General features: G+C 73.7%; 22 protein-coding genes. 11 read left to right on the forward strand and 11 right to left on the reverse strand.

What is annotated here, in order from left to right:
- Positions 1–38: 38 nt before the first annotated feature.
- Positions 39–1,811 (forward strand): sulfatase, encoded by a 1,773-nt coding sequence (locus ACI795_RS12490; RefSeq protein ID WP_457075833.1) that lies wholly within the window; start codon positions 39–41, stop codon positions 1,809–1,811.
- A gap of 21 nt (positions 1,812–1,832) precedes the next feature.
- Here the strand turns inward: ACI795_RS12490 and ACI795_RS12495 are convergent, their stop codons facing one another.
- A complete protein-coding gene (locus ACI795_RS12495) occupies positions 1,833–2,804 on the reverse strand; it encodes a helix-turn-helix transcriptional regulator (protein ID WP_457075834.1) in 972 nt (323 codons plus the stop codon).
- A gap of 113 nt (positions 2,805–2,917) precedes the next feature.
- Here ACI795_RS12495 and ACI795_RS12500 point away from each other — a divergent pair, with 113 nt between their 5' ends.
- Both ACI795_RS12500 and ACI795_RS12505 read left to right on the forward strand, forming a co-directional pair.
- Positions 2,918–3,349 (forward strand): VOC family protein, encoded by a 432-nt coding sequence (locus tag ACI795_RS12500; protein ID WP_457075835.1) that lies wholly within the window; start codon positions 2,918–2,920, stop codon positions 3,347–3,349.
- Positions 3,350–3,467: 118 nt separating this feature from the next.
- Positions 3,468–3,641 carry a hypothetical protein gene (locus ACI795_RS12505; protein WP_457075836.1) on the forward strand — a complete coding sequence of 58 codons (174 nt, stop codon included), beginning with the start codon at positions 3,468–3,470 and terminating at the stop codon, positions 3,639–3,641.
- Between the two features lie 268 nt (positions 3,642–3,909).
- On the opposite strand, the gene ACI795_RS12510 is transcribed toward ACI795_RS12505, so the two are convergent.
- Entirely contained in the window at positions 3,910–4,548 is a 639-nt protein-coding gene (locus ACI795_RS12510; RefSeq protein WP_457075837.1) for an HD domain-containing protein, read from the reverse strand.
- A gap of 14 nt (positions 4,549–4,562) precedes the next feature.
- Positions 4,563–6,740, reverse strand: coding sequence for a diguanylate cyclase domain-containing protein (locus tag ACI795_RS12515; RefSeq protein ID WP_457075838.1), 2,178 nt, complete (start codon positions 6,738–6,740; stop codon positions 4,563–4,565).
- Between the two features lie 113 nt (positions 6,741–6,853).
- Here ACI795_RS12515 and ACI795_RS12520 point away from each other — a divergent pair, with 113 nt between their 5' ends.
- The 4 genes from ACI795_RS12520 to ACI795_RS12535 all read left to right on the forward strand — a co-directional run bounded on the left by ACI795_RS12520 (position 6,854) and on the right by ACI795_RS12535 (position 10,411).
- Positions 6,854–7,303 (forward strand): helix-turn-helix transcriptional regulator, encoded by a 450-nt coding sequence (locus ACI795_RS12520; RefSeq protein WP_457075839.1) that lies wholly within the window; start codon positions 6,854–6,856, stop codon positions 7,301–7,303.
- Positions 7,304–7,308: 5 nt separating this feature from the next.
- Complete coding sequence (locus ACI795_RS12525; RefSeq protein WP_457075841.1) at positions 7,309–7,734, forward strand: VOC family protein; 426 nt, start codon at positions 7,309–7,311, stop codon at positions 7,732–7,734.
- 36 nt (positions 7,735–7,770) lie between these two features.
- Positions 7,771–10,161 carry an ATP-binding cassette domain-containing protein gene (locus ACI795_RS12530; RefSeq protein WP_457075842.1) on the forward strand — a complete coding sequence of 797 codons (2,391 nt, stop codon included), beginning with the start codon at positions 7,771–7,773 and terminating at the stop codon, positions 10,159–10,161.
- A 61-nt stretch (positions 10,162–10,222) separates the two neighbouring features.
- Entirely contained in the window at positions 10,223–10,411 is a 189-nt protein-coding gene (locus tag ACI795_RS12535) for a hypothetical protein (RefSeq protein ID WP_457075843.1), read from the forward strand.
- Between the two features lie 466 nt (positions 10,412–10,877).
- On the opposite strand, the gene ACI795_RS12540 is transcribed toward ACI795_RS12535, so the two are convergent.
- The 4 genes from ACI795_RS12540 to ACI795_RS12555 are packed head-to-tail and all read right to left on the reverse strand — an operon-like array spanning position 10,878 to position 14,834.
- Positions 10,878–11,507: a LutC/YkgG family protein gene (locus tag ACI795_RS12540; RefSeq protein ID WP_457075844.1), complete on the reverse strand. Its 630-nt coding sequence runs from the start codon at positions 11,505–11,507 to the stop codon at positions 10,878–10,880.
- Positions 11,504–12,964, reverse strand: coding sequence for a LutB/LldF family L-lactate oxidation iron-sulfur protein (locus ACI795_RS12545; protein ID WP_457075845.1), 1,461 nt, complete (start codon positions 12,962–12,964; stop codon positions 11,504–11,506). The genes ACI795_RS12540 and ACI795_RS12545 overlap by 4 nt, the downstream gene beginning before the upstream one ends.
- Positions 12,961–13,725, reverse strand: a complete 765-nt coding sequence (locus ACI795_RS12550; protein ID WP_457075846.1) for a (Fe-S)-binding protein — start codon at positions 13,723–13,725, stop codon at positions 12,961–12,963. Before ACI795_RS12550 ends, ACI795_RS12545 begins: the two co-directional genes overlap by 4 nt.
- A gap of 14 nt (positions 13,726–13,739) precedes the next feature.
- The gene (locus ACI795_RS12555; RefSeq protein ID WP_457075847.1) at positions 13,740–14,834 is read right to left on the reverse strand and encodes a LacI family DNA-binding transcriptional regulator; all 1,095 of its coding nucleotides are present in this window, start codon (positions 14,832–14,834) and stop codon (positions 13,740–13,742) included.
- A 135-nt stretch (positions 14,835–14,969) separates the two neighbouring features.
- Between ACI795_RS12555 and ACI795_RS12560 the strand changes: the two genes are divergently transcribed.
- Genes ACI795_RS12560 through ACI795_RS12575 form a run of 4 tightly spaced genes read left to right on the forward strand, consistent with a single transcriptional unit; the run spans position 14,970 to position 20,014 of the window.
- The gene (locus ACI795_RS12560) at positions 14,970–15,329 is read left to right on the forward strand and encodes an L-rhamnose mutarotase (protein WP_457075848.1); all 360 of its coding nucleotides are present in this window, start codon (positions 14,970–14,972) and stop codon (positions 15,327–15,329) included.
- Positions 15,326–16,498 (forward strand): L-rhamnose isomerase, encoded by a 1,173-nt coding sequence (rhaI, locus tag ACI795_RS12565; RefSeq protein ID WP_457075849.1) that lies wholly within the window; start codon positions 15,326–15,328, stop codon positions 16,496–16,498. The genes ACI795_RS12560 and rhaI overlap by 4 nt, the downstream gene beginning before the upstream one ends.
- 22 nt (positions 16,499–16,520) lie before the next feature.
- A complete protein-coding gene (locus tag ACI795_RS12570; protein ID WP_457075850.1) occupies positions 16,521–18,557 on the forward strand; it encodes a bifunctional aldolase/short-chain dehydrogenase in 2,037 nt (678 codons plus the stop codon).
- Positions 18,554–20,014 (forward strand): rhamnulokinase, encoded by a 1,461-nt coding sequence (locus ACI795_RS12575; protein WP_457075851.1) that lies wholly within the window; start codon positions 18,554–18,556, stop codon positions 20,012–20,014. Before ACI795_RS12570 ends, ACI795_RS12575 begins: the two co-directional genes overlap by 4 nt.
- Positions 20,015–20,051: 37 nt before the next feature.
- On the opposite strand, the gene ACI795_RS12580 is transcribed toward ACI795_RS12575, so the two are convergent.
- The 4 genes from ACI795_RS12580 to ACI795_RS12595 all read right to left on the reverse strand — a co-directional run bounded on the left by ACI795_RS12580 (position 20,052) and on the right by ACI795_RS12595 (position 24,722).
- On the reverse strand, positions 20,052–20,942 hold the full coding sequence (locus ACI795_RS12580; RefSeq protein WP_457075852.1) for a sugar phosphate isomerase/epimerase family protein: 891 nt from the start codon (positions 20,940–20,942) through the stop codon (positions 20,052–20,054).
- Between the two features lie 71 nt (positions 20,943–21,013).
- Positions 21,014–22,126, reverse strand: a complete 1,113-nt coding sequence (locus ACI795_RS12585; protein WP_457075853.1) for an ABC transporter permease — start codon at positions 22,124–22,126, stop codon at positions 21,014–21,016.
- Positions 22,123–23,169 carry an ABC transporter permease gene (locus tag ACI795_RS12590; RefSeq protein WP_457075854.1) on the reverse strand — a complete coding sequence of 349 codons (1,047 nt, stop codon included), beginning with the start codon at positions 23,167–23,169 and terminating at the stop codon, positions 22,123–22,125. Before ACI795_RS12590 ends, ACI795_RS12585 begins: the two co-directional genes overlap by 4 nt.
- Positions 23,166–24,722: a sugar ABC transporter ATP-binding protein gene (locus ACI795_RS12595; protein ID WP_457075855.1), complete on the reverse strand. Its 1,557-nt coding sequence runs from the start codon at positions 24,720–24,722 to the stop codon at positions 23,166–23,168. Before ACI795_RS12595 ends, ACI795_RS12590 begins: the two co-directional genes overlap by 4 nt.
- Between the last annotated feature and the right edge of the window lie 142 nt (positions 24,723–24,864).

Here is a 24,864-nt window from a genome sequence, read left to right on the forward strand (position 1 = left end):
CATCCGACCGTCTCCGCCGCCGTCCCCGAGGAGGACCCATGCGCGCCATCGTCCTGATGTTCGACAGCCTCAACCGGCACATGTTGCCGCCCTACGGGGACACCTTCGTCGACGCCCCCAACTTCGCCCGGCTGGCGGAGCGCACGGTGACGTTCGACAGCTTCTACGCCGGGTCGATGCCCTGCATGCCGGCTCGCCGGGAGATGCACACCGGCCGGTACAACTTCCTGCACCGCAGCTGGGGCCCGCTCGAGCCCTTCGACGACTCGATGCCGGAGCTGCTGAAGACGGCGGGGGTGCACACGCACCTGGCCACCGACCACCAGCACTACTTCGAGGACGGCGGCGGCGATTACCACACCCGCTACTCCACCTGGGAGTTCTTCCGGGGCCAGGAGGGCGACCCGTGGAAGGGCGTCGTCCCCCGTCCCACCGACCCGGTGGTCGACTACCCCGGGCCTCCGTTCTTCCAGGCGATGCGCCGGCAGGACGTGATCAACCGCAGCTACATGCCGACCGAGGCCGACCACAACCAGACCCGCACGGTCGACGCCGGGATCCACTTCCTGGAGACCAACGTCGAGGCGGACAACTGGCTGCTGCAGCTGGAGCTGTTCGACCCGCATGAGCCCTTCTTCACGCACGAGGACTACAAGAAGCGCTACGCACACGACTACGCCGGCCCGGAGTTTGACTGGCCCGGCTACCAGAAGGTCACCGAGCCCGCGGACCAGGTGGCGCACGCCCGCTTCGAGTACGCGGCCCTGGTCTCGATGTGCGACGCCTCGCTCGGGCGGCTGCTGGACTTCATGGACGGCCACGACATGTGGGCCGACACCATGCTGATCGTCAACACCGACCACGGCTTCCTGCTCGGTGAGCGGGGCTGGTGGGCCAAGTCGGCCATGCCGTGGTTCAACGAGCTGGTGCGGCTGCCGTTCTTCCTCTGGGACCCGCGCACCGGTGAGCGGGGCACGCGCTGCGGGGCGCTGGCCCAGACGATCGACCTGGCGCCGACGCTGCTCCGCTTCTTCGGCCTCGAGCCGACCCCGGACATGCAGGGCCGGGACCTGGCCGATGCGCTGGCCGCAGGCCGCCTGGCCCGCGAGGGCGCGCTCTTCGGGGCGCACGGGGGCCACGTCAACGTCACCGACGGCCGGTACGTCTACATGCGGGCGCCGGCCGAGGCCGCCAACGCCCCGCTGGACGAGCACACCCTGATGCCCAATCACATGCGCAGCCGGTTCGGGGTGGGGGAGCTCGCCGCCTGGGAGCCGGCCGAGCCGTTCTCGTTCACCAAGGGCCTGCGGACCATGCGCATCCCGGCCGGCCCGGCCCGGAACAACCCCTGGCTGCACGGGACGCTGCTGTTCGACCTGGCGGCGGACCCCGGCCAGCAGCACCCCCTGCGGGACGACGACGTCGAGCTCCGGATGCTGCGGCTGCTGGCCCGGCTGATGCACGAGAACGACGCACCGGCCAGCCAGTTCCAGCGGCTGGGCATCCCGTTCGACGGCGAGATCGGGGCGGAGCACCTGCTGGTGCGGACCCAGGCGGACCGGGCCGCGGCCACGGCCGAGCCGTTGCCGCCGCTGGCCGAGCTGCCGGCTGCCGACCTGCTCACCGAGCCGCTGCCCCGCCTGCTGCAGGACCACCGGGCCCGGGCGGTGGTGGAGCGGCACGCTCCCCAGCTGACCCAGACGGAACTGCTGACGGTCCCGCCGACCATGGGGCTGCTGGGCCTGGCGCGCGCCGCGATGCTGCCCGCCGCGACGCTGAAGGCGCTGGCCGAGGACCTCGCGGCCTGCTGAGCGGCGTGCCGGGGCCGGTGTTCAGCAGGCCGCGGCGGCGCAGCGGGCCGCGAGGGTGGCGAAGGCCTCGCGCAGCTGTGGCGGGTCGAGCACGCGGACCCCGGTGTCGAACCGGGCGAGGGTAGCGGCCAGCCCCGCCCAGGACCAGGCACCGAGCGTGAGCCGGCAGCGGTCCGGCCCGATGGGCTCGACGGTCCCATCGAACGCGAACGGTGCGACGTCGGCGGCGGGCAGGTCCAGCTCGACCACGCCGGTGCAGGGCCAGGCGTCGGTGCCGGTCGAACCCCGGAACCGGGCGGCGACGAAGGCGGCGACGTCCCCGCCGGGCAGCTCGCGCGGGCTGAATCGCGGGCCGGTGGGGGAGCGGGGGCTGATCCGGTCCACGCGGAAGGTCCGCCAGTCGGCGCGGTCGAGGTCCCAGGCGAGGAGGTACCAGCGCCCGGCCCGGGTGACCAGGTGGTGGGGCTCCACCCGCCGCGGGGGTCCGGGGGTCCCGCCGTCCTCGGGGTGCGGACGCGCGTGGTCGAAGCGCAGCACCTCGCGGGCGCGGACCGCGGCGGAGAGCGCGACCAGGACCGCGGGGTCGACCGCGTCGCCGTCGGGACGTGCGGGCACGGGGGTGACCTGGACGGCGTCGACGCGGTGCCGCAGCCGGCTGGGCAGCACCTGCCGCACGGTGACCAGGGCCCTGGCTGCTGCCTCGGCGACGCCGGCGCCGCTGGTCGCGGCGACGCGCAGGGCGACGGCGAGGGCGACGGCCTGGTCGTCGTCGAACAGCAGCGGCGGCAGCTCGGCCCCGGCAGCCAGGCGGTACCCGCCGTCCGGGCCCTTGACCGCCTGCACCGGGTAGCCGAGCTCGCGCAGCCGGTCGACGTCGCGGCGCACCGTGCGGGGCGTGACGCCGAGGCGCTCGGCGAGCAGTGCGCCGGGCCAGTCACGGCGCGCCTGCAGCAGCGACAGCAGCGCCAGCAGCCGGGACGACGTTCCGCTCATGCGACGGAGGATGCCCGAAGAAGAGGACAGAACCCGTCCGCTACCGCTGTCACGGTGGGTGCAGACCGCCAGCGGGCACCGCCGGCGGACCGAACCGAGGCGAGGAGCCCGACATGAGCGTCACCACGACCACGCACCTGAACTTCCGCGGCCAGGCCCGCGCGGCGCTGGACCGCTACGCCGCCGTCTTCGGCGGGGAGGTCATGGCGTTCACCTTCGCCCAGGGCGGCGACGAGCGGGACGCCGCCGACGGCGCAGTGCCCGAGCAGCTCAAGTGGGGTGGCGTGCAGGCTCCCGGCGGCTTCTCGATCATGGCCTTCGACGTGCCGCCGAACCGGCCGTACGATGCCGGCACCGACGCCGTCTACGTCTCGGTGCGCGGCGACGACGCCGAGGAGATCAGCCGGTACTGGCACGGGCTGGCCGAGGGCGGCACCGTGCGCACGGCCCTGGGCCCGGCCGGCTTCGCGCCGCTGTTCGGCATGGTCACCGACCGGTTCGGCGTCACCTGGGTCCTCGACGTCCTGCCGCCCTCCCAGGGCTGACCCGCGGCCCACGCCAACCTCCTCGCCGCCCCGGGACGAGGCCGCGCTGCGCCGCGCGGGCGACGACTGCGACGAGGCGCTGCTGTCCCGCGACGAGGCAGCAGGCGACCCCATCGAGGTGTGGTTCGACGGGCTCGATGAGGACATCGCGGCGTGGCAGGACCGCGGCGGCCCGTGGTGGCGCCGGCGCGGCGGTGCCAACTGGCACGAGTGGCGTGACCTCACCGACCTCGACAGTGTCCTGGCGGACGTCACCCGTGTGCTTCGCACGCTGTTGAGCGACTACCGCTAGCAGGTCGCACGCCTCACGCGGGCGAGTGAGGACGCAGCCCCACCGTCGCCTCGACGGTGGGGCTGCGCCGCTTCTGCGATTCGCCAGTCCGGTGACTCGGTGAGCACCCACGGTGCCGCTACGGCGCGCCTCCGGAACGAGGAGGTCGTGACCGAGGGGCCTCGGACCACTCAGGCGCTGGGTCAGCCCTGGACGGGTCGCGGCCTTTCCACCCATGTCACCCCTTGCTGCCGAACTCACCAGCTCCTGACGTCGCCCGGCGCGCCGGTCACTCCGGCCAGGGGGAGTTCTCGATGACCTCCACGAAGTCGACGTGCCGGTAGCCGGGCACCCGGTGCTCCAGGACGTCGCCGTTGACGGTGCCGAACGTGGTGTCGGGGCGGTGCCGGAAGCCGTCGGCGAAGGCGTCGACGATCGCCGTCTTGAACCCCGGGCGCGGGTGCGCGGCGGTCACCGCGGCGACGTCGGTGGGAGAGAGCTCCCGGTAGCCGATGCCCAGGACGTCGGTCTCCACGCCGGCGGTGACCAGGGCGACCTCGGGCTCCAGTCGCCAGGGCACCTCGGGCGTGGTGTGCAGCGCGATCGCCTCCCACACCAGCCGGACGCGCGGCTCGGGCACGCCCTGCGCCTGCAGGAACCGCCGGGCCTCGTCGGCGCCGTCGAGCTCGAAGCGCTGGTCGTCGCGGCGGTGGCGCTCGGTCAGGCCCAGGTCGTGGAACATCGCGCCGACGTAGAGCAGCTCCGGGTCGGCGCTCAGGCCCAGCCGACGGCCCTGGAGCGAGCCGAAGAGGAAGACCCGGCGCGAGTGGTGGAAGAGCAGGTCGCTGGTGGCGTCGCGGACCAGCTCCGTCGCCTCCCGGGCGAGGGTGGAGTCGGGGACGGCGATGCCGGCGATGGTCTCGGTCACGGAGTTCCTCTCGGTCACGCGGTTCGTGGCTTGCCCAGGTACATGACCGCGTCCGCCCGGGCGATGAGCGTCGCGGGGTCGTGCGCGTCCCGCGGGAAGAAGGCGGCGCCGGAGCTGGCGCTGAGCCGGAGGGTGGCCCCGGCGAGTTCGAGCGGCTGGCCGAGGGCGGTGTGCAGGTGCTCCTGCACGCGGCGGACGGTCGCCTCGGCACCGCTCGTGCCCGGTGGCGCACCGTGGGTCGGCGGCAGGCCGGCGAGGACGACGAGGAACTCGTCCCCGCCGAGCCGTCCGAGCAGGTCACCGGCGCGCAGGACGCCGCGCAACCGGGTCGACGCCCCGACGAGCGCGGCGTCGCCGACGGCGTGGCCGAAGCGGTCGTTGATGGCCTTGAAGCCGTTGAGGTCGATCAGGACGGCGGCCACGCCGGTGCCACTCCGCCGGGCCCGCCGCAGCTCCAGGTCCAGGTGCTCCAGGACGTGTGCCCGGTTGGGCAGGCCGGTCAGCTCGTCGTGGTGGGCGAGGTACGTGGTCCGTCGTTCCCGGTCGACCCGTGCGGTGACGTCGAGCTGGCTGCCGATGTAGTGGGTGATCTCCCCGCCGTTCCAGACGGCGCTGACGCGGATCTCGTTCCAGAACGGGGAGCCGTCGCGCCGGTAGTTGAGCAGCACCGCGTGCACGTCCCGGCCGGCGAGGATCCGCCGCCGGATCGGCTGCACCTGGCTGGCGTCGGTGTCCGGGCCCTGCAGGAAGCGGCAGTTGCGGCCGAGGACCTCCGCCTCGGGGTAGCCGGTGATGCGCAGGAACGCCGTGTTCGCGTAGACGATCGGCTGGTCGGGCCGGCGCGCGTCGGCGATGACGATGCCGTTGCTCGCCACGGCGACGGCCCGCAGCATGAGGTCCGGGAGCTCGCCCTCGGCGACGCGCCGCACCTCGGGGTCGGCGCGGTGCTCGGTGGTCACCGGCGCCGTGGTGCCGGTCGTCCGGGGCCGTGTCCTGGCCAGCAGCAGCCCGGCCGCGTCGAGCACCCGCTGCCGGTCGTAGGTCAGCGCGTAGTCCAGCCGCCGGTCCGCGGCCCCCGCCGGGCCGCCGTTCCCGCTCCGCTCCGTCGGGACGTCGCGGGCGGCCAGCGCGGCGGAGAAGTGCGGGCTGACGATCGTCACGACCCACTCGGCGGCCAGCGGGTCGTCGGCGTCCAGCGCGGTGCCCACCACCCCCGGAGCGGGCTCGGCGGGCATGCTCACCCCGGTCACCGCGGTGAGGGCGGTGACGCTGCCGAGCGTCTCGTACCGGCGTCGCGTGCGCGCGTTCAGGGACGCCGCGTGCTGGAAGTTCGCCAGGACGACGGTCTGCTCGTCCAGCAGCAGGGCCTGGCGTTCGAGCTGCCGGGTCATCGAGGCCAGCAGCGGCACGCTGGTGCGCTGTGGCTCCGAGGCGGCGGCGAGCACCGTGTACGGGGTGGGCGCCGCGCCGGCCGCCGAGGAGAGCGCCCGGGGTGCGGTCGGCCGGAAGCGCACCGCCCGCATGCCGGTGGGCAGCCGCGCCTCGGGGCGACCGAACATCCAGCCCTGCCCCAGCCGCGCGCCCAGCGCCAGCGCCCGCTCGAGGTGCTGCTCGGTCTCGATCCCCTCGGCCAGGACGACGGCGCCGGAGCGTTCGGCCTCGGCCCGGACGGCGTTGACGACCCCGGCCACCTGCAGGGTGGTGTGTCCCCGCACCAGGGCCAGGTCCAGCTTGATCACGTCCGGCCGCAGGAACGAGACCAGGGCCAACCCGGCCGGCTCGGCGCCGACGTCGTCGAGCGCCACCCGCCAGCCGATGTCACGGGCCCGGCCCACTCCGCGCACCAGTTCCGCGGGACGTTCCAGCAGGTCCCGTTCGGTCACCTCCAGCACGACCTGGACCAGGTCAGGGGTGAGGGCGGCGAGCTCCGCGACGGCCTCCGGGGAGAGGCCGGAGAGGGTCGCCGGTTCGATGTTCACGAAGAGCGTCGTCGGCTCGGTCACCCCGGCCACCCCGGCCAGCGCGGCGCGCAGGCACGCGCCGTCCAGCGCTGCCGTCGTCCCGGTCGTGGCGGCGGCGGCGAACAAGGCGGTGGGCGACTCCAGCGGGCCGGTCACCCCCCGGGACAGCGCCTCCACGGCCACCAGGGCACCGTCCTGCAGGTCGACGATCGGCTGGAACAGCGATCGCACCGTGTCAACCGAGCACAGCGGCCGGGGCATGGACCTGAGCCTCCCACGAGCTCCGGCGGCGGGCGCGGCGTCGAGCACGCCACCGGCCCACCGGGTACGGCAGGATCCGGCCGGTGAGCAGCTCGTCCGCCGCCGACCAGCGCCTGAGCGACCTCGCGCGGCTGCGCCGGGTCCGTGACCGGATCGACCGCGAGTACGCGCAGCCCCTGGACGTCGAGGCCCTCGCGCGGGGCGTGCACATGTCCGCCGGCCACCTGAGCCGGGCCTTCCGGGCGGCCTACGGCGAGCCGCCCTACGCCTACCTGATGACCCGGCGGATCGAGCGGGCGATGGCGCTGCTGCGCCGCGGTGACCTGAGCGTCACCGAGGTGTGCTTCGCGGTCGGCTGCTCGTCGCTGGGCACCTTCAGCACCCGCTTCACCGAGCTGGTCGGGGTGCCGCCGAGCGTCTACCGGCGGGTGGCCGGTGACGCGACGGCGGGCATGCCGTCGTGCGTGGCGCGGCAGGTGACCAGGCCGGTCAGGAATCGAGAAGCACGAACGGTCGAGGCATCCCTAGCGTGACCGGCATGGACACCACCAGCCCTGGACTGACCATCCACTCCAGCTTCCTGCCGCACACCGACCCGGAGGCGTCGCTGCTCTTCTGGCGCGACACCCTCGGCTTCGAGGTCCGCCTCGACGTCGGCTACGAGGGGATGCGCTGGATCACCGTGGGCCCGCCCGGCCAGCCCGACACCGCGATCGTGCTGCACCCGCCGGCCGCCGGACCGGGCCTCACCGACGACGAGCGCCGCACCATCGAGGAGCTGCTCGCCAAGGGCAGCTTCTTCGGCGTCAACCTGGCCACCCGCGACCTCGACCGCACGTTCACGGCACTGGCCGGCAGCGGCGTCGAGGTCGTCCAGGAGCCGACCGACCAGCCCTATGGTCTGCGTGACTGTGCGGTCCGGGACCCGGCGGGCAACCTGATCCGCATCCAGCAGCTGCGCTGAGCAGCCCGGGCCCCAGCCGGGCGGAGGGAGAGTGCGATGAGCACGGCCACCAGCACCGACGCGCCGTCCGGTGAGCGCCACGTGGCCGACCGCCACGACCTGATCCGGGTGGTCGGCGCGCGGCAGAACAACCTCAAGGACGTCAGCGTCGAGATCCCGAAGCGCCGGCTGACGGTGTTCACCGGTGTCTCCGGCTCGGGCAAGAGCTCGCTGGTCTTCGGCACGATCGCCGCGGAGTCGCAGCGGTTGATCAACGAGACCTACAGCGCCTTCCTGCAGGGGTTCATGCCGTCGCTGGCCCGCCCCGAGGTGGACCTGCTCGACGGGCTGACGACGGCCATCATCGTCGACCAGGAGCGGATGGGCGCCAACCCGCGCTCCACGGTGGGCACCGCCACCGACGCCAACGCGATGCTGCGCATCCTGTTCAGCCGGCTCGGGCAGCCGCACATCGGCTCGCCGCAGGCCTTCTCCTTCAACGTCGCCTCGATCAGCGGCGCCGGCGCGGTCACCTTCGAGCAGGGCGGGAAGACGGTCAAGGAGCGGCGCGAGTTCAGCATCACCGGCGGCATGTGCCCCCGCTGCGAGGGGATGGGCCGGGTCACCGACATCGACGTGACGCAGCTCTACGACGACAGCAGGTCCCTCAACGAGGGCCCGTTCACCGTCCCCGGGTACAGCGCCGACGGCTGGTACGGGCGCATCTACAGCGGGTCCGGGTTCTTCGACCCGGACAAGCCGATCCGCGAGTTCACCGACACCGAGCTGCACGACCTGCTGCACAAGGAGCCGACCAAGATCAAGGTCGACGGGATCAACCTGACCTACGAGGGCCTGATCCCGAGGATCCAGAAGTCGATGCTCAGCAAGGACCGGGAGGCGATGCAGCCGCACGTCCGGGCGTTCGTGGACCGGGCGGTCGTGTTCACCACCTGCCCGGAGTGCGAGGGCACCCGGCTCAGCGCCGAGGCCCGGTCCTCGCGGATCCGGGGGAAGAACATCGCCGAGGTCTGCGCGATGCAGATCAGCGACCTCGCCGAGTGGGTGCGCGCCCTCGACGAGCCGTCCGTGGCGCCGCTGCTGGGCGGGCTGGGGGAGACGCTGGACGCCTTCGTCGAGATCGGGCTGGGGTACCTGAGCCTCGACCGGCCCGCGGGCACGTTGTCCGGTGGCGAGGCGCAGCGGACCAAGATGATCCGGCACCTCGGGTCCTCGCTCACCGACGTCACCTACGTCTTCGACGAGCCGACGATCGGCCTGCACCCGCACGACATCGGGCGGATGAACGACCTGCTGCTGCGGCTGCGCGACAAGGGCAACACCGTGCTCGTGGTCGAGCACAAGCCGGAGACGATCGCGATCGCCGACCACGTGGTCGACCTCGGCCCCGGCGCCGGGACGGGGGGCGGCACGATCTGCTTCCAGGGAACCGTCGATGGGCTGCGGGCCAGCGGAACCCTCACCGGCCGGCACCTGGACGACCGCGTCTCGGTGAAGCCCGCCGTCCGGACGCCGACGGGTGCGCTGGAGGTGCGCCGCGCCCGCACGCACAACCTGCGCGACGTCGACGTCGACATCCCGCTCGGCGTGCTCGTCGTCCTCACCGGCGTCGCGGGGTCGGGCAAGAGCTCGCTGATCTCGGGTTCGGTGTCCGGCCGGGAGGGCGTCGTCACCGTCGACCAGAGCCCGATCCGCGGCTCACGCCGGAGCAACCCGGCGACCTACACCGGGCTGCTCGACCCGATCCGGAAGGCGTTCGCCAAGGCCAACGGCGTGAAGCCCGCGCTGTTCAGCGCCAACTCCGAGGGCGCCTGCCCCACCTGCAAGGGCGCCGGGGTCATCTACACCGACCTGGCCACGATGGCCGGCGTCGCCACCGTCTGCGAGGAGTGCGAGGGCCGGCGGTTCCAGGCCGCGGTGCTGGAGCACCGGCTCGGTGGGCGGGACATCAGCGAGGTGCTGGCCATGTCGGTGGCCCAGGCCCAGGAGTTCCTCGGCGCCGGTGACGCGCGCACGCCCGCGGCACACAAGGTGCTGACCCGCCTGGCCGACGTCGGGCTGGGCTACCTCACCCTCGGTCAGCCGCTCACCACGCTCTCCGGTGGCGAGCGGCAGCGGCTCAAGCTCGCCACGCACATGGGGGAGCCGGGCGGTGTCCTCGTCCTCGACGAGCCGACCACCGGACTGCACCTGGCCGACGTCGAGCAGCTGCTCGGCCTGCTGGACCGGCTGGTCGACTCGGGGACCTCGGTCCTCGTCATCGAGCACCACCAGGCCGTGATGGCCCACGCCGACTGGATCATCGACCTGGGCCCCGGTGCCGGTCACGACGGCGGCCGGGTGGTCTTCGAGGGCACGCCGGCCGACCTGGTCGCCGCCCGGGCCACCCTGACCGGCGAGCACCTGGCGGCCTACGTCGGCGGCTGATCCGCGGACACCGCACCGTCGGGCGGTTTACACCGTAAACACCGCTGACTAGACTGCTTCGGTGCCGCTCATCCTCCACGTCGGCGGGCCTCGTGACGGGCAGGTCGACGACCTGCCCGACGACGCCCTCGCCTCCTCCCTGCTGGTCTACGACGGGCCCCGCTGGCTCGGGGTCTACGAGCGGGTCGAGCCCCGGCGGACGGTGGACACCCCCCGCGGCCCCGCCGAGGTCTGGGCGGTGCACGAGTAGCCGACGGCAGCTGGTGCGTGAGCGGTACGGCGAGGACGACGTCGTCACGTGCCGGCGGTGCAAGAGCGACCCCTCGCCGTCCGCCGGACGGCGGACGGCCGCAGCTGGCGGGTTCGACTCACCGCACCCGGTAGGGCGCCGGGCCGGCCTCATCGACCGCCGACCCCAGGCCCGGCCGGCGTCCACCCAGTCGGTGAGCTGGCCGGCCGGAGGCCGCCCGCAGGTCGGGCCGTCCGGTCCGAGCCCGTCCGCGGTCTCCTGGCGCGAACGCAGCGAGAGGGCCGCCGGCGCCCCGTCGAGCGGGTGCGCGGACGTACCGCCGACGTGAGGGCCTCGAACTGAGCGGGGAGCGGGGTGGCCAGGTGACCGTCCGGCTCGGGACGGGGCACGGAGCGGACCTCTCCCCGGGACGGCGGGTCGCTCCCGTCCTGGCGGTTCCGGAGGGCCCTGCCCGGCGTGGCGCAGGTCAGCCGGCCAGCACCACCAGCAGGGTGCGCGGCCCGTGCACGCCCTCCACCCGCTCCAGCTCGATGTCGCTGGTCGCCGACGGGCCGCTGACCATGGTCAGCGGCCGCAGCGGGTCCAGCCGGGCGATGCCCTCGGGCACCCCGCGGACGACCTGGTCGGCGGTCACCACGCAGACGAGCACGTCGGGCAGCAGCGACAGCGCCCGCCGGCCGCAGGCGGGGGAGCCGTCCAGGACCAGGGTGCCGGTCTCGGCGATGGCCACGGCGACGGCGGTGACCGACGCCGTCCGCTCGGCCAGCTGGGGGGCGGGCCGCTCGTCGTCGACGTCGCAGCCGTCCGGGCGCCAGGCCGCGGGGAGCCCCGGCGCCACGACGACGCCGGACGCCGACCAGCCGGCGCCCAGGCCGCGGTCGAGCGCGGCGGCGACCGTCGCCCCGACCTGGTCGGCCGCGCAGCGGAGCACCTCGGCGCGGTAGTCCTCGACCCGCTCGACGAGGAGGTCGAGCAGGGCGGCGTCGGCAGGCACGTCGTCGGCCTGCCGGTAGTCGCGCGTCACCTCGGGCGCGGGAGACCGGGTCTCCCCGAGCGCGGTCCGGATCCGGCCGAGCACCTCCTCGCGTGCACTCACTTCCCGTGCTCCTCGGTCCACTGCTGCACGAAGGTCTTCGCCGGCGGGGTGGGCAGGTCACGGCTGCGCGTCCAGCCGGAGACCGGCGGCGGCAGGGCGTTGGGCAGCGTGGGCCGCCCCCGGGCGATCAGCCGGCCGAGCCGGGCCGCCCGCTGCGCGAGGTGCCACAGCCGCGGGTTGCTCATCGCCCGGGCCAGCGCCTTGAAGGCGGTGCCCTCGGCGGTCGGCCGTTCCTGGGCCTCGACGTGCTCGGCGCGCAGGTGCACCAGGATCGAGGGGATGTCGATCGCCACCGGGCAGACCTCGTAGCAGGCTCCGCACAGCGAGGAGGCGTAGGGCAGCGAGGCGTTGTCCTCCACCCCGGTGAGCATCGGGGAGAGCACCGCGCCGATCGGGCCGGGGTAGACCGAGCCGTAGGCGTGCCCGCCGGCCCGCTCGTACACCGGGCACACGTTGAGGCAGGCCGAACAGCGGATGCAGTGCAGCGCCTCGCGGCCCACCTCGTCGGCGAGCACCGCCGTCCGGCCGTTGTCCAGCAGCACCAGGTGGAACTCCTGGGGGCCGTCGCCGGGGGTGACCCCGGCCCACGTGGAGGTGTAGGGGTTCATCCGCTCGCCGGTGGAGGAGCGGGGGAGCAGTTGCAGGAACACCTCCAGGTCGCGCCAGGTCGGCACCACCTTCTCGATCCCCATCACGGTGATCAGTGTCTCCGGGAGGGTCAGGCACATTCGCCCGTTGCCCTCGCTCTCCACCACGGTGAGCGTGCCGGTCTCGGCGACGCCGAAGTTCGCGCCGCTGACCGCCACCCGGGCCCGCAGGAACCGCTCGCGCAGGTGCGTGCGGGCGGCCATCGCCAGCTGGCGGGGGTCGTCGGTGAGGCCGGGGTCGACGCCGGGGATGGTGCGGGCGAAGATCTCCCGGATCTCGGCCCGGTTCTTGTGGATCGCCGGCACGAGGATGTGCGAGGGCCGGTCCTCGCCGAGCTGCACGATGAGCTCGGCCAGGTCGGTCTCGAAGACGTCCAGCCCCGCGGCCTCCAGCGCCTCGTTGAGGCCGATCTCCTGGGTGGCCATCGACTTGACCTTGACCACCTCGCGGGTGCCGGTGGCCTGCACCAGGCGGGTCACGATCGCGTTGGCCTCGTGCGCGTCCCGGGCCCAGTGCACCGTGCCGCCGCGGGCGGTGACCTGGCGCTCGAGCTCCTCCAGGTGCTCGTCGAGCCGGGCCATGGTGGCGGCCTTGATCGCCTTGCCCGCGGCGCGCAGCTGCGCCCAGTCGGGCACCTCGGCGACCATCCGGGCGCGCTTGCCGCGGATGGTGCTGGTCGCGTGGCCGAGGTTGGCCCGCAGCTGCCCGTCGCGCAGTGCGCCACGCGCGGCGTCGGGGAACGACTCGTCGCCGCGCAGGTGGCCCACCCCCCGGGGGGCGGTGGGCAGACCGAGGAAGGTCGCGGTCACGACGTCACCGTCCCGGTGACGAGCGCCTGGTCGTGCTCGGTGGCGGCCAGGACCTCCGCCAGGTGCACGGTGCGGGTGCCCGCACGCAACCGGGAGAGCCCGCCGCCGATGTGCATCAGGCAGGAGGCGTCGCCGGCGGTGCAGACCTCGGCGTGCGTGCCGAGCACGTTGGCCATCTTGTCGGTGAGCATCGCGGTCGAGGTGTCGGCGTTCTTCACCGCGAAGGTGCCACCGAACCCGCAGCACTGCTCGGCGCCCGGCAGCTCGACCAGGTCGATCCCGCGCACCGCGCGCAGCAGCTGCAGCGGACGGTCGCCGACCCCGAGCATCCGCAGCGAGTGGCAGGTGGGGTGGTAGGTGACCCGGTGCGGGTAGTACGCGCCGACGTCGGTCACCCCGAGCACGTCGACCAGGAACTGGGACAGCTCGTACGTGCGCCCGGCCAGCTCCTCGGCGGCCTGCGCCAGCGCCTCGTCCCCGGCCCGCCGGGCGACGGCGGCCTGCTGGTGGTGGATCGAGGCCACGCACGAGCCGGACGGTGCGACGACCACCTCCGCGCCCTCGAAGGCGCGCACGTGGTTGGCGACGATCGAGACCGCCTCGCGCCGGTAGCCGGTGTTGACGTGCATCTGCCCGCAGCACGCCTGGGTCGGTGGGACGACGACCTCCTGGCCCAGGCGCTGCAGCAGCGCCGCGGTGGCCACCGCCACCGAGGGCGTCATGGTGTCCACCAGGCAGGTGGCGAAGAGCGAGACCCGCATCGGTCGTTCCCCTCTCAGCTCGTGCCGGCCCGGGGACGCCGGGCCATGCTGGACTCGCGGACGACGAGCGTGGGCTCGAAGACCGGCTGTTCGTGGACGTGCTCGGCGCCCCGGGTGGCCTCGTCGAGGAGCAGTTCGGCGGCGCGGCGGCCCAGCTCCTGCCGTGGCTTGCGCACCGACGTGAGCGGGACGGCGGCGGCCGCGGCGAAGTCGATGTCGTCGTAGCCGACGATGGCGAAGTCGTCGGGCACCGGCACCCCGTGCCGGACCATCTCCTGGAGCACGCCGAGGGCGACCAGGTCGTTGGCGCAGACCGCGGCAGTGGGCCGGCGGGCGGCCGGCAGCCCGATGATCCGCGCCGCCGCCTCGCGCCCGCCCGCGACGGTCAGGGCCACAGGGGGCAGGACCGTCAGCGCGTCGTCGGACCCGCTGCGCTCACGGACCGCGGCGACCACCCCGTCGTGCCGTTCCTGCACCTGCGGCAGACCCGAGGAGCTGCCGATGAAGGCGATCCGACGGTGGCCGCGCTCGAGCAGGTGGTCGGCGGCGAGCCGGCCGCCGTGCACGTCGTCCACCGCGACGGCGCAGCGGTCCGCGGTGGCGGCGCGCCGGTCCAGCAGGACGACGGGCGTGCCGCGGGAGCGCAGCGACTCCACGTGCGGGGACAGCTCGGCGGTGGGCGTGATCAGCACGCCCTGGACCCGCTGCTCGGCCAGCACGTCCAGGTGCGCGCGCTCCTTGGCCGGCCGGTCGTCGGAGTTGAACAGGACGACGGCGAGCCCGGCGGCGTTGGCGACCTCCTCCACCCCGCGGGCGACGTCGGTGAAGAACGGGTTCGCGATGTCCAGGACGACCAGCCCGATCGTCCGGCTGCGGCCGGCCCGCAGGTGCCGGGCCGACTCGTTGCGCACGAAGCCCAGCTGCGCGATCGCGTCGAGCACCCGTTCCCGGGTGGGCGGGCTGACCGCGTCGGGACGGTTCAGGACGTTGCTGACCGTGCCGACGGAGACCCCGGCCCGGAGGGCGACGTCTCGGATGCTGGCGGTCAGCGCGGGCCTCCCTCGGTGTGTGGGGTCACGGTAACGGCCCGGACCGTTGAAACGTCTCAACCCCCGGGTCGGACCGTGCGGGGTGAGCGCTGGCGCCACCGGCCGGTGGCGGTTGACACTTCTTAGCAGGCTCCCTATGGTCTGCGCCACAAGCACTCTGAAACGTTTCACCCCGCCACTCGACGAGGAGGTCCCGTGGCTCGTGCCTGCTTCACGCTCCAGGTCCGGCCCGACCGGCTGGCGGAGTACCGCGAGCGGCACGCCGCCGTGTGGCCGGAGATGCTCCGTGCGCTGCGGGACGCCGGCTGGCGCGACTACCAGCTCTTCCTGCGCGAGGACGGCCTGCTCGTCGGGACCGTGGTCACCGACGACCTGGTCGCCGCCCAGGCGGCCGTGGACGCCGCAGAGGTCAGCGCCCGGTGGGAGGCCGAGATGGCCCCCTTCTTCGAGACGGGGGACGGCCGGGGCAAGTCCTCGCTCGACCTCGTCTTCGACCTCGACGCCCAGCTGCGCGCCGCTGGGGAGCACACCACCACGAACGGAGAGACCCCGTGACCACCGACCTCCGCACCCAGGCCCTCGCCGCGCTCGCCGAGCAGACCATCGAGCTGCCGTCCTGGGCGTTCGGCAACGCCGGCACCCGGTTCAAGGTGTTCAGCACCCCCGGTGTGCCCCGCGACCCCTTCGAGAAGATCAGCGACGCCGCCGTGGTGCACCGGTACACCGGCGCCGCCCCCCGGGTCTCGCTGCACGTCCCGTGGGACCTGGTCGACGACTTCGGGAAGCTCGCGCAGCACGCCGCCGAGGAGGGGGTCTCGATCGGCGCGATCAACTCGAACCTGTTCCAGGCCGACGAGTACAAGCTCGGGTCGCTCACCCACGCCGACCCGGCTGTGCGGGCCAAGGCCGTCGCCCACCACGTGCAGTGCATCGACGTGATGCGGGCGACCGGCTCCACCGATCTGAAGATCTGGCTGCCCGACGGCACCAACTACCCGGGCCAGGACGACATCCGCGACCGGCAGGACCGGCTGGCCGATTCGCTGCAGCAGATCTACGCCGAGCTGGACCCCGAGCACCGGCTGATCCTCGAGTACAAGTTCTACGAGCCGTACTTCTACACGATGGACATCCCCGACTGGGGCACCTCGCTGCTGCACTGCCTGGCCCTGGGGGAGCAGGCGAAGGTCGTGCTGGACACCGGCCACCACGCGCCGAACACCAACATCGAGTTCATCGTCGCCCAGCTGCTGCGGGTCGGCCGGCTCGGTGCCTTCGACTTCAACTCCCGCTTCTACGGCGACGACGACCTGATCGTGGGCGCTGCCGACCCGTTCCAGCTGTTCCGCATCATGAACGAGATCGTCCGGGCCGACGCGCTCCGCCCGGACTCCGGCGTGAACTTCATGCTCGACCAGTGCCACAACATCGAGCCGAAGATCCCCGGCCAGATCCGCTCGGTGATGAACGTGCAGGAGGCCACCGCCAAGGCGCTGCTGGTCGACCGGGACGCGCTGCGGGCCGCCCAGCAGTCCGGTGACGTGCTCGGCGCAAACGCCGCGCTGATGGACGCCTACAACACCGACGTCCGCCCGCTGCTCGCCGAGCTCCGCGAGTCGAAGGGCCTGGCCGGCGACCCGTACGCCGCCTACGCCGCCTCCGGCCACCAGGAGCGGATCGCCACCGAGCGCGTGGGGGGCCAGCAGGCCTCCTGGGGCGCCTGAACCGACGACGAAGGACGACGACATGACGAACCCCGTGGTCAGTGACCTGCTCGCCCGCTCGAACCGCCTGGGTGCGGACCCGCGCAACACCAACTACGCCGGCGGCAACACCTCCGCCGCCGGCACCGAGACCGACCCGGTGACCGGGCAGCCCGTCGAGCTGCTCTGGGTGAAGGGCTCCGGCGGCGACCTCGGCACGCTCACCGAGCCCGGCCTGGCCGTGCTCCGACTCGACCGGCTGCGCTCGCTCGTCGACGTCTACCCCGGCGTCGACCGCGAGGACGAGATGGTCGCCGCGTTCGACTACTGCCTGCACGGCCGGGGCGGGGCGGCCCCGTCGATCGACACCGCGATGCACGGGCTGGTCCGCGCCGCGCACGTCGACCACCTGCACCCCGACTCCGGGATCGCCCTGGCCACCGCCGCTGACGGCGAGGCGCTCACCCGGGAGTGCTTCGGCGACCGCGTCGTCTGGGTGCCGTGGCGTCGTCCCGGCTTCCAGCTGGGCCTGGACATCGCCCAGATCGCGGAGGAGAACCCGCAGGCCATCGGCGCGATCCTGGGGGGCCACGGGATCACCGCCTGGGCCGGCACCAGCGAGCAGTGCGAGGCCAACAGCCTCGAGATCATCCGGACGGCGGAGCGCTTCCTCGCCGAGCGCGGCCGGCCGCAGCCCTTCGGGGCGCCGCTGCCGGGTTACGAGGCGCTGCCGGAGACCGAGCGCCGGGCCAAGGCCGCCGCGCTGCTGCCCGTCGTCCGCGGGCTGGCGAGCACCGACAAGCCGCAGGTCGGGCACTACACCGACACCGACGTCGTGCTCGACTTCCTCGCCTCCACCGAGCACCCGCGGCTGGCGGCGCTGGGCACCTCCTGCCCCGACCACTTCCTGCGCACCAAGGTGCGCCCGCTGGTCGTCGACCTGCCGGCGTCCGCCCCGGTCGAGGACGTCGTCGCCCGGCTCAAGGAGCTGCACGAGGCATACCGCGCCGACTACGCGGCCTACTACGAGAGGCACGCGGGCCCGGACTCCCCGCCGATGCGCGGCGCCGACCCGGCGATCGTGCTGGTGCCCGGCGTCGGCATGTTCAGCTTCGGCGCGAACAAGCAGACCGCCCGGGTGGCCGGCGAGTTCTACGTCAACGCGATCAACGTGATGCGCGGTGCCGAGGCGGTCTCCACCTACGCGCCGATCGACGAGAGCGAGAAGTTCCGGATCGAGTACTGGGCGCTGGAGGAGGCCAAGCTGGCCCGGATGCCGAAGCCCAAGCCGCTGGCCACCCGGGTCGCGCTGGTGACCGGCGCGGCGAGCGGCATCGGCAAGGCGATCGCCCAGCGGCTGGCCGCCGAGGGCGCCTGCGTCGTCGTCGCCGACCTGGACCTGCAGAAGGCCACCGACGCAGCTGCGGAGATCGGCTCGGCCGACGTTGCGGTGGGTGTGGCGGCCGACGTCAGCGACGCGGAGGCGGTGGCAGCCGCGTTCCGGTCGGCGGTGCTCGCCTTCGGCGGGGTGGACCTGGTGGTCAACAACGCCGGGCTGTCGATCTCCAAGCCGTTGCTGGAGACCACCGAGGCCGACTGGGACCTGCAGCACGACGTGATGGCCAAGGGCTCGTTCCTGGTCTCCCGCGAGGCGGCCCGGATCATGATCGAGCAGGGGATGGGCGGCGACGTCGTCTACATCTCCAGCAAGAACGCGGTGTTCGCCGGCCCGAGCAACATCGCCTACTCCTCGACCAAGGCCGACCAGGCGCACCAGGTGCGGCTGCTGGCCGCCGAACTGGGCGAGCACCAGATCCGGGTGAACGGCATCAACCCCGACGGCGTGGTCCGCGGATCGGGGATCTTCGCCGGCGGCTGGGGCGCCAAGCGGGCCGCGGTCTACGGCGTGCCGGAGGAGGAACTGGGCCAGTTCTACGCCCAGCGCACCCTGCTCAAGCGCGAGGTGCTGCCCGACCACGTCGCCGACGCCGTGTTCGCGCTCACCGGTGGCGAGCTCACCCGGACGACGGGTCTGCACGTCCCGGTCGACTCCGGCGTCGCCGCCGCCTTCCTGCGGTGAGCCTGCACGCCGCCGTCGACTTCGGCGCCTCCAGCGGCCGGGTGATGCTGGGCGCGGTCGGGCCCGGCCACCTGGCGCTCACCGAGGCGGCCCGCTTCCGGAACGGGGCGGTGACCGTGCCGCGGGCCCGGGACGTCGCGCTGTGCTGGGACCTGCTGGGCCTGTGGCGGGAGTCCCTGGCCGGGTTGACGCGGGTCGCCGAGCTGGCCCGGGCGGCGGGGGAGCCGGTGGTGAGCGTGGGGGTGGCCACCTGGGCGGTGGACTACGGCCTGCTGGACGCCGACGGCACGCTGCTGGCCGCCCCACGCTCCTACCGGGACCCCCGGACCGAGGGGATCGCCGAGCTGGTGCACCAGCGGGTGCCGGCGGCCGAGCTGTACCGCCGCAACGGCCTCCAGCACCTGCCGTTCACCACGCTCTACCAGCTGGTGGCAGAGCGGGAGGAGCCCCTGCTCGGCTCGGCGCGCAGCCTGCTGCTGCTGCCGGACCTGGTCGGCTGGTGGCTGTCCGGCCACCGTGGCGCGGAGTCGACCAACGTCTCGACCACCGGGCTGGCCGACGTGCGCACCGGCCGCTGGGCGCCGGACCTGGTGGAACTCGCCGGCATCGACCCGGCGCTGCTGGCGCCGGTGCACGACGCCGGCGCCGTCCTGGCCGGGCTGCGGCCCGAGGTGGCCGAGAGCACCGGCCTGGCCGATGCGCGGCTGGTGGCCGTCGGCAGCCACGACACCGCCTCCGCGGTGGTCGGCGTGCCGGCCACCGACGAGCGGTTCGCCTACGTCGCCTGCGGCACCTGGGCCCTGGTCGGGGTGGAGCTGGAGGAGCCGGTGCTCACCGAGGAGAGCCTGGCGGTCGGCTTCACCAACGAGCGGGGCGTCGACGACCGGATCCGCTACCTGCACAACGTGATGGGCCTGTGGGTGCTGCAGGGCTGCCTCGCCGACTGGGGGCAGGACGGCGCGGACCTGCCCGGGCTGCTGGCCGCGGCCGGGGAGCTGCCGGCCGGCGGCCCGGTCATCGACGTGGACGACCCGGTGTTCCTCCCGCCCGGGCCGATGGTCACCCGGGTGCAGCGGGCCTGCGAGGCGGCCGGGCAGCCGGTGCCGGCCGGGCGGCCGGCGGTGGTGCGCTGCGTGCTGGACAGCCTGGCGGCCGCGTTCGCGCGGGTGGTGGAGGACGCGGTGCGGCTGTCCGGCCGGGACGTCGACGTCGTCCACGTGGTCGGCGGCGGGGCGCAGAACGCGCTGCTGTGCCAGCTCACCGCGGATGCCTGCGGCCGGCCGGTGCTGGCCGGGCCCGTCGAGGCGACCGCCCTGGGCAACGTGCTGGTGCAGGCCCGCGCCGCGGGCACCGTGACCGGGGCGCTGGAGGACCTGCGCGCGCTGGTGGCGGAGACCTCCGACCTGGTGCGGTACGTCCCCGGCGCGACCCGCCGACCACAGCCCACGCGGGGCTGACCCCGCTCCACCGGCCCGGTGGAGCGGGGTCGCCGGTTCAGCGCGGTCCGGCGCCCCGCTGGGCTGCGGCCTCGGCCAGGCCGGCCCGGGTGAACGCCAGGGCGTCCCGCGCCAGCCGGTCGTTGTCGGTCCACAGGTTGCGCCAGATCGCCAGGTCGTTGGAGAGCGTCCGGTGCACGACCTCGGAGGAGAAGGACTCGAAGGTGACGATCCCCTCGTAGCCCACCTCGTCGAGCGCCCCGAAGAACTCCGGCCACGGGATGGAGCCGGTGCCCAGGGCACCGCGGTGCGACTCGCCGATGTGCACGTAGCCCAGCCGACCGGCGGCCGCCGCCGCCCGCACCGCCGCGGCGAACGAGTGCTCCTCGATGTTCATGTGGTAGGTGTCCAGGTGGGCCATCACGTTGGGCCGGTCGACCGCGGCGATGAAGTCCAGCGTCTCCTGCGTGGTGTTCACGATGTTGGTCTCGTACCGGTTGCAGAACTCCAGGGCCAGGGTGATCCCCGACGCGGCGGCCTTGTCCGCCAGCCAGGCGATCGTCTCCTGCGAGTTCGCCCGGCCGCGCTCGGTCGCCGGGGCGTCGTACTTGCCGAGCTTGGAGTACAGGACCCCGCACAGCGTGGTGCCGCCGCTGTCGCGGAGGACCCCGAGGGCGGCGGCCAGCCGCTCGCGGCCGCGGGCCACCGTCTCCGGGTCCTCGCTGGACACGTCGGTGTCCGCGCTCAGCCCGAGCGAGGCGCTGACCTGCAGCCCGTGCTCCTGCAGCAGCTGGGCGGTCATGTCCCCGTCGAACCCCGCCGGGTCGATCGGGGCTATCTCGATCAGGTCGTACCCCGCCTCGGCGGTGGCGGCGATCGCCCGGCGCGCCTCCTCGCGCGACCAGCCTCCGGTCCAGACCAGGGCGTGGACGCCGTGGGTCACGGTCATGGGACTTCCTCTCTCCCTGCCCCGGTGGCCCGGGGCCGTGCAGCGGGCGGTGGCATCCGTGGGCGGGCCGGCTAGGACGTCCCGCCGTAGCGCCGGTTGGCGAAGCCGTTGAGCAGCGCGGCGAAGACCAGGACGAAGCCGAGCGCGAACAGCTGGAACTGGGTGCCGGCGTTGCCCGGCACGGCGAGCAGGATCCCGGCGTTGAGCCACACGATCAGCAGCGTGGCCAGCACCACCCCCGCGACCCGGCCGATGCCGCCGGTGATCGCGACCCCGCCGAGCACGGCGATGGTGATGGCCGGCAGCGCCATGCCGTTGCCGGCCACCCCGGCGTCCGGCCGGGCGGAGGCGAACTGGGCCACGGTGTAGACCGCGACCAGCCCGGACAGCGCGCCGGCCCCCACGTAGGCCAGGAACCGGGTGCGGCGCACGTCGATCCCGGTCCACTCGGCCGCGACGTCGTTGGTGCCGATCGCGTAGAGCCGGCGGCCGTAGGTGGTCCGCGCCATCACCAGCCAGATCACCACCACGGCGGGGATCAGGTAGGTGAAGACCCCGAGCGGGACGGCGGGGACGGGGTCGGGGAGGAACGGGAGCTCCACCGCCCGGGCCGTGGAGTAGAGCTCCTGGATCGGCCGGGCGTTGATCGGCTGCTGGTCGTTGATCACCAGGGCCAGGGAGCTGAACGCGTAGTAGGTCGCCAGCGTGGTGATCAGCGCCGGGAAGCCCAGGTAGGCGACGAGGAAGCCGTTGATCGCCCCGCACAGCGCACCGAAGAGGACGGCGAGCACGAGGGCGGGGAACAGCGACCAGCCCCACTCGCCGTAGGCGAAGCCGAAGACCATCCCGGTCAGCGACACGATCGCGCCGACCGACAGGTCGATGCCGCCGCGGCCGGACGTGATGACGAGCAGCTCGGCCAGGCCCAGCAGCACCAGCGGCACCGCGTTGATGAGGGTCGCGGCCATGTAGGAGCCGTCGTAGGGCGCGGCCAGGTAGTTGTTCCGGCTCAGCGTCAGCATCGTCACCACGACGACGACGAGCAGCAGCACCAGCAGGGCGATCCGCTGGGTGAGCAGGATGCGCAGCGTCCGGGCCGCGAGGTTCTCGGGGCGGTCCGTGGCGGCGCCGGGCTGCTGCTTCTCCGGGGCCGGGGCGTCGGGTGGGGTGGTCGAGGTGGTCATGACGCGCTCCTGGTGCGCTGCCGGAGCAGGTCGGCCCCGACGGCGATGATGATGAACAGCCCGACGAAGAGGGAGGACAGCTGCGTGGGCCAGCCGAGCTGGGTGACCCCGGTGGCCACCGTCTGCACCAGCAGCGCGCCGAGCACGGTGCCCAGCACCGACCCGCGGCCCCCGGTGATCGAGGTCCCGCCGATCACCACCGCGGCGATGACCGCGAGCTCCAGCCCGGATCCGACGTTCGCGGCCAGGCTGGAGGTGCCCTGGGCCAGGACGAAGCAGGCCGCGAGCCCGGCCAGCAGTCCGGTGACCACGTAGGCGGACAGCACCCGGGCCCGCACCGCGACGCCGGCCAGCCGGGCGGCGTGGGCGTCCCCGCCGATGGCGTAGAAGTGCCGGCCACCGGCGGTGTGCCGCAGGTAGTACCAGGCGAGGGCGGCGATCACGATGGTGATGAGGAAGGCGTGCGGGATGCCCAGGGTGCGCCCGGCCTCCCCCCGGCCGAAGAAGTTCAGCGTCCGGGGGATGCCCTCGACGGTCGAGGACCCGAAGATCTGCAGCCCGATGAAGCGGAACAGGTTCAGGGTGCCGAAGGTGATGATGATCGCGTGCACCCGGCCGTAGGCGATCAGCACGCCGTTGACCAGGCCCAGCACGCCGCCGGCCGCGATGGACAGGGGCACCGCGAGCGTGAGGGGCAGCCCGGTGTCGACCATCGTCTTCGCCGTGATCACCGAGGCGACCATGACGATGCTGCCGACCGAGACGTCGATCCCCCCGGTGATGATCACGATCGTCATGCCGATGCCGATGAGCGCGATCGGGGTGGTCGCGACCAGCAGCGGCACGATCGAACCCGCGGTGAAGAACGCCGGGGTCGCCAGGCTCAGCACCAGCCACAGCAGCGCGATGACGGCGATGAGGACGGTCTCCTGGCCGGTGACCGGCGGGGGCAGCACCCGGCCGCGGACGCCGGTGCCTGCCTCCGCCTCCCCGGCGGCGGAGCTGCCCCCCGGGCCGGGTGGGGTGAGCGTCGGGCTGCTCATGCCGGGACTCCTGTCTGCTGGGGGTGTTGCCCGGGGGGTGGAGCGGCCGACTCGTCACCGGCAGCGGCGGTGAGCACGTCGACCTGGTCGGCGTTGGGTCCGAACTCCACGGTGGTGGTGCCGGCGCGGACCACGAGCAGGCGGTCGGCGATCCGGATGGCCTCCAGGAGGTCGGAGGTGACGATCAGCACCGCAGCCCCGTCGTCGGCGAGCTGGGTGATCAGCCGGTGGATCTCCTCCTTGGCGCCGACGTCGACCCCCTGCGTGGGTTCGGCGAGGACCAGGACCCCCGGCTTGTCGACGAGCTGCCGGGCCAGGACCACCTTCTGGGCGTTGCCGCCGGACAGGGCACCGACCGGTGTCCGCTCGCTGGGCGCCTTCACCGCGAGCCGGTCGATCATCGACCGGGCGACGGAGGTCTCCCGGCGGCGGTCGAGCCACACCCCGAAGCGGGAGAGCAGCCCCAGGTGGCCGGCGGAGATGTTGAAGGAGATGGGCTGGAAGGAGAACAGCCCCTGCTCCTTGCGGTTGGCCGGGAGCAGCGCGATGCCGAGCTCCTGCGCCTCGCGGGGCGACCGCGGGCGCACCTCGCGGCCGTCGACCAGGACGGTGCCGGAGGTGGCCCGGGACATGCCGTAGACGGTGGCGCCGATCTCCGCGACGCCGGAGCCGACCAGCCCGTAGAGGGCCAGGATCTCCCCGGGGCGGATCTGCAGGTCGACGTCGTGGAACCGGTCGGCGAGCCCGAGCCCGCGCAGCTCCAGGCGCGGGTCGCCGGGGGGCACGGTCCGCTCGGGGCGGGTGTCCTCGATCGCGCCGCCGACCATCATCTCGACGACCTGGCGCACGGTGAGGTCGCCGATCGGGTGGGTGCCGATCGTCTCCCCGTCGCGCATGACGGTGACCTCGTCGGCGATCACGAACAGCTCGTCGAGCCGGTGGGAGATGTAGATGATCGAGACCCCGCGCTCGGTGAGCCGGCGGACGACGCCGAAGAGCACCTCCACCTCGCGGTCGGTGAGGATCGCCGACGGCTCGTCCAGGATGAGCACCTTCGCGTCACCGGCCAGGGCCTTGGCGATGTAGGCCTGCTGCTTCTCGGCGATCGAGAGGTCTCCCGCGGTCACCGTGGCGTAGCGGGCGGGCAGGCCGATCAGCTCGAGCAGCTCGGTCACCCGGGCGTTCTGGGCGGCCCAGTCGACCCGGCCGCCCCGGGTGATCTCCCGGCCCAGGAAGACGTTCTCGGCGACGGTGAGCTCGTCGAACAGCTGCGGTTCCTGGTAGACGGTCGCGATCCCCAGGGCCATCGCGTCGGTGGTGGTGGTGATCGAGACGGGTTCGCCGTCGAAGGTGATCGACCCGGAGTCGGGGCGTTCGGCCCCGGCCAGGATCTTGATGAGGGTCGACTTGCCGGCGCCGTTCTCGCCCACCAGGGCGTGCACGGTGCCCGGCTGGACGACCATGTCGGCGTTGCGGATCGCGCGGACGGCGCCGAACCGCTTGGTGACGCCGCGCACCTGCAGGCGGGGCGGGGTGGGTCGCTGGTCTGTCATGACCGGGCCTCCGTGGTCTGTGGACCGGGTGCACCGGGGGGGGGGGGGGGGGGGGGGGGGGGGGGGGGGGGGGGGGGGGGGGGGGGGGGGGGGGGGGGGGGGCGGCGGGCGCGGGGGGGGGGGCGGGGGGGTGGGCGCCCGG

Source organism: Modestobacter sp. SYSU DS0290, from assembly GCF_054050955.1.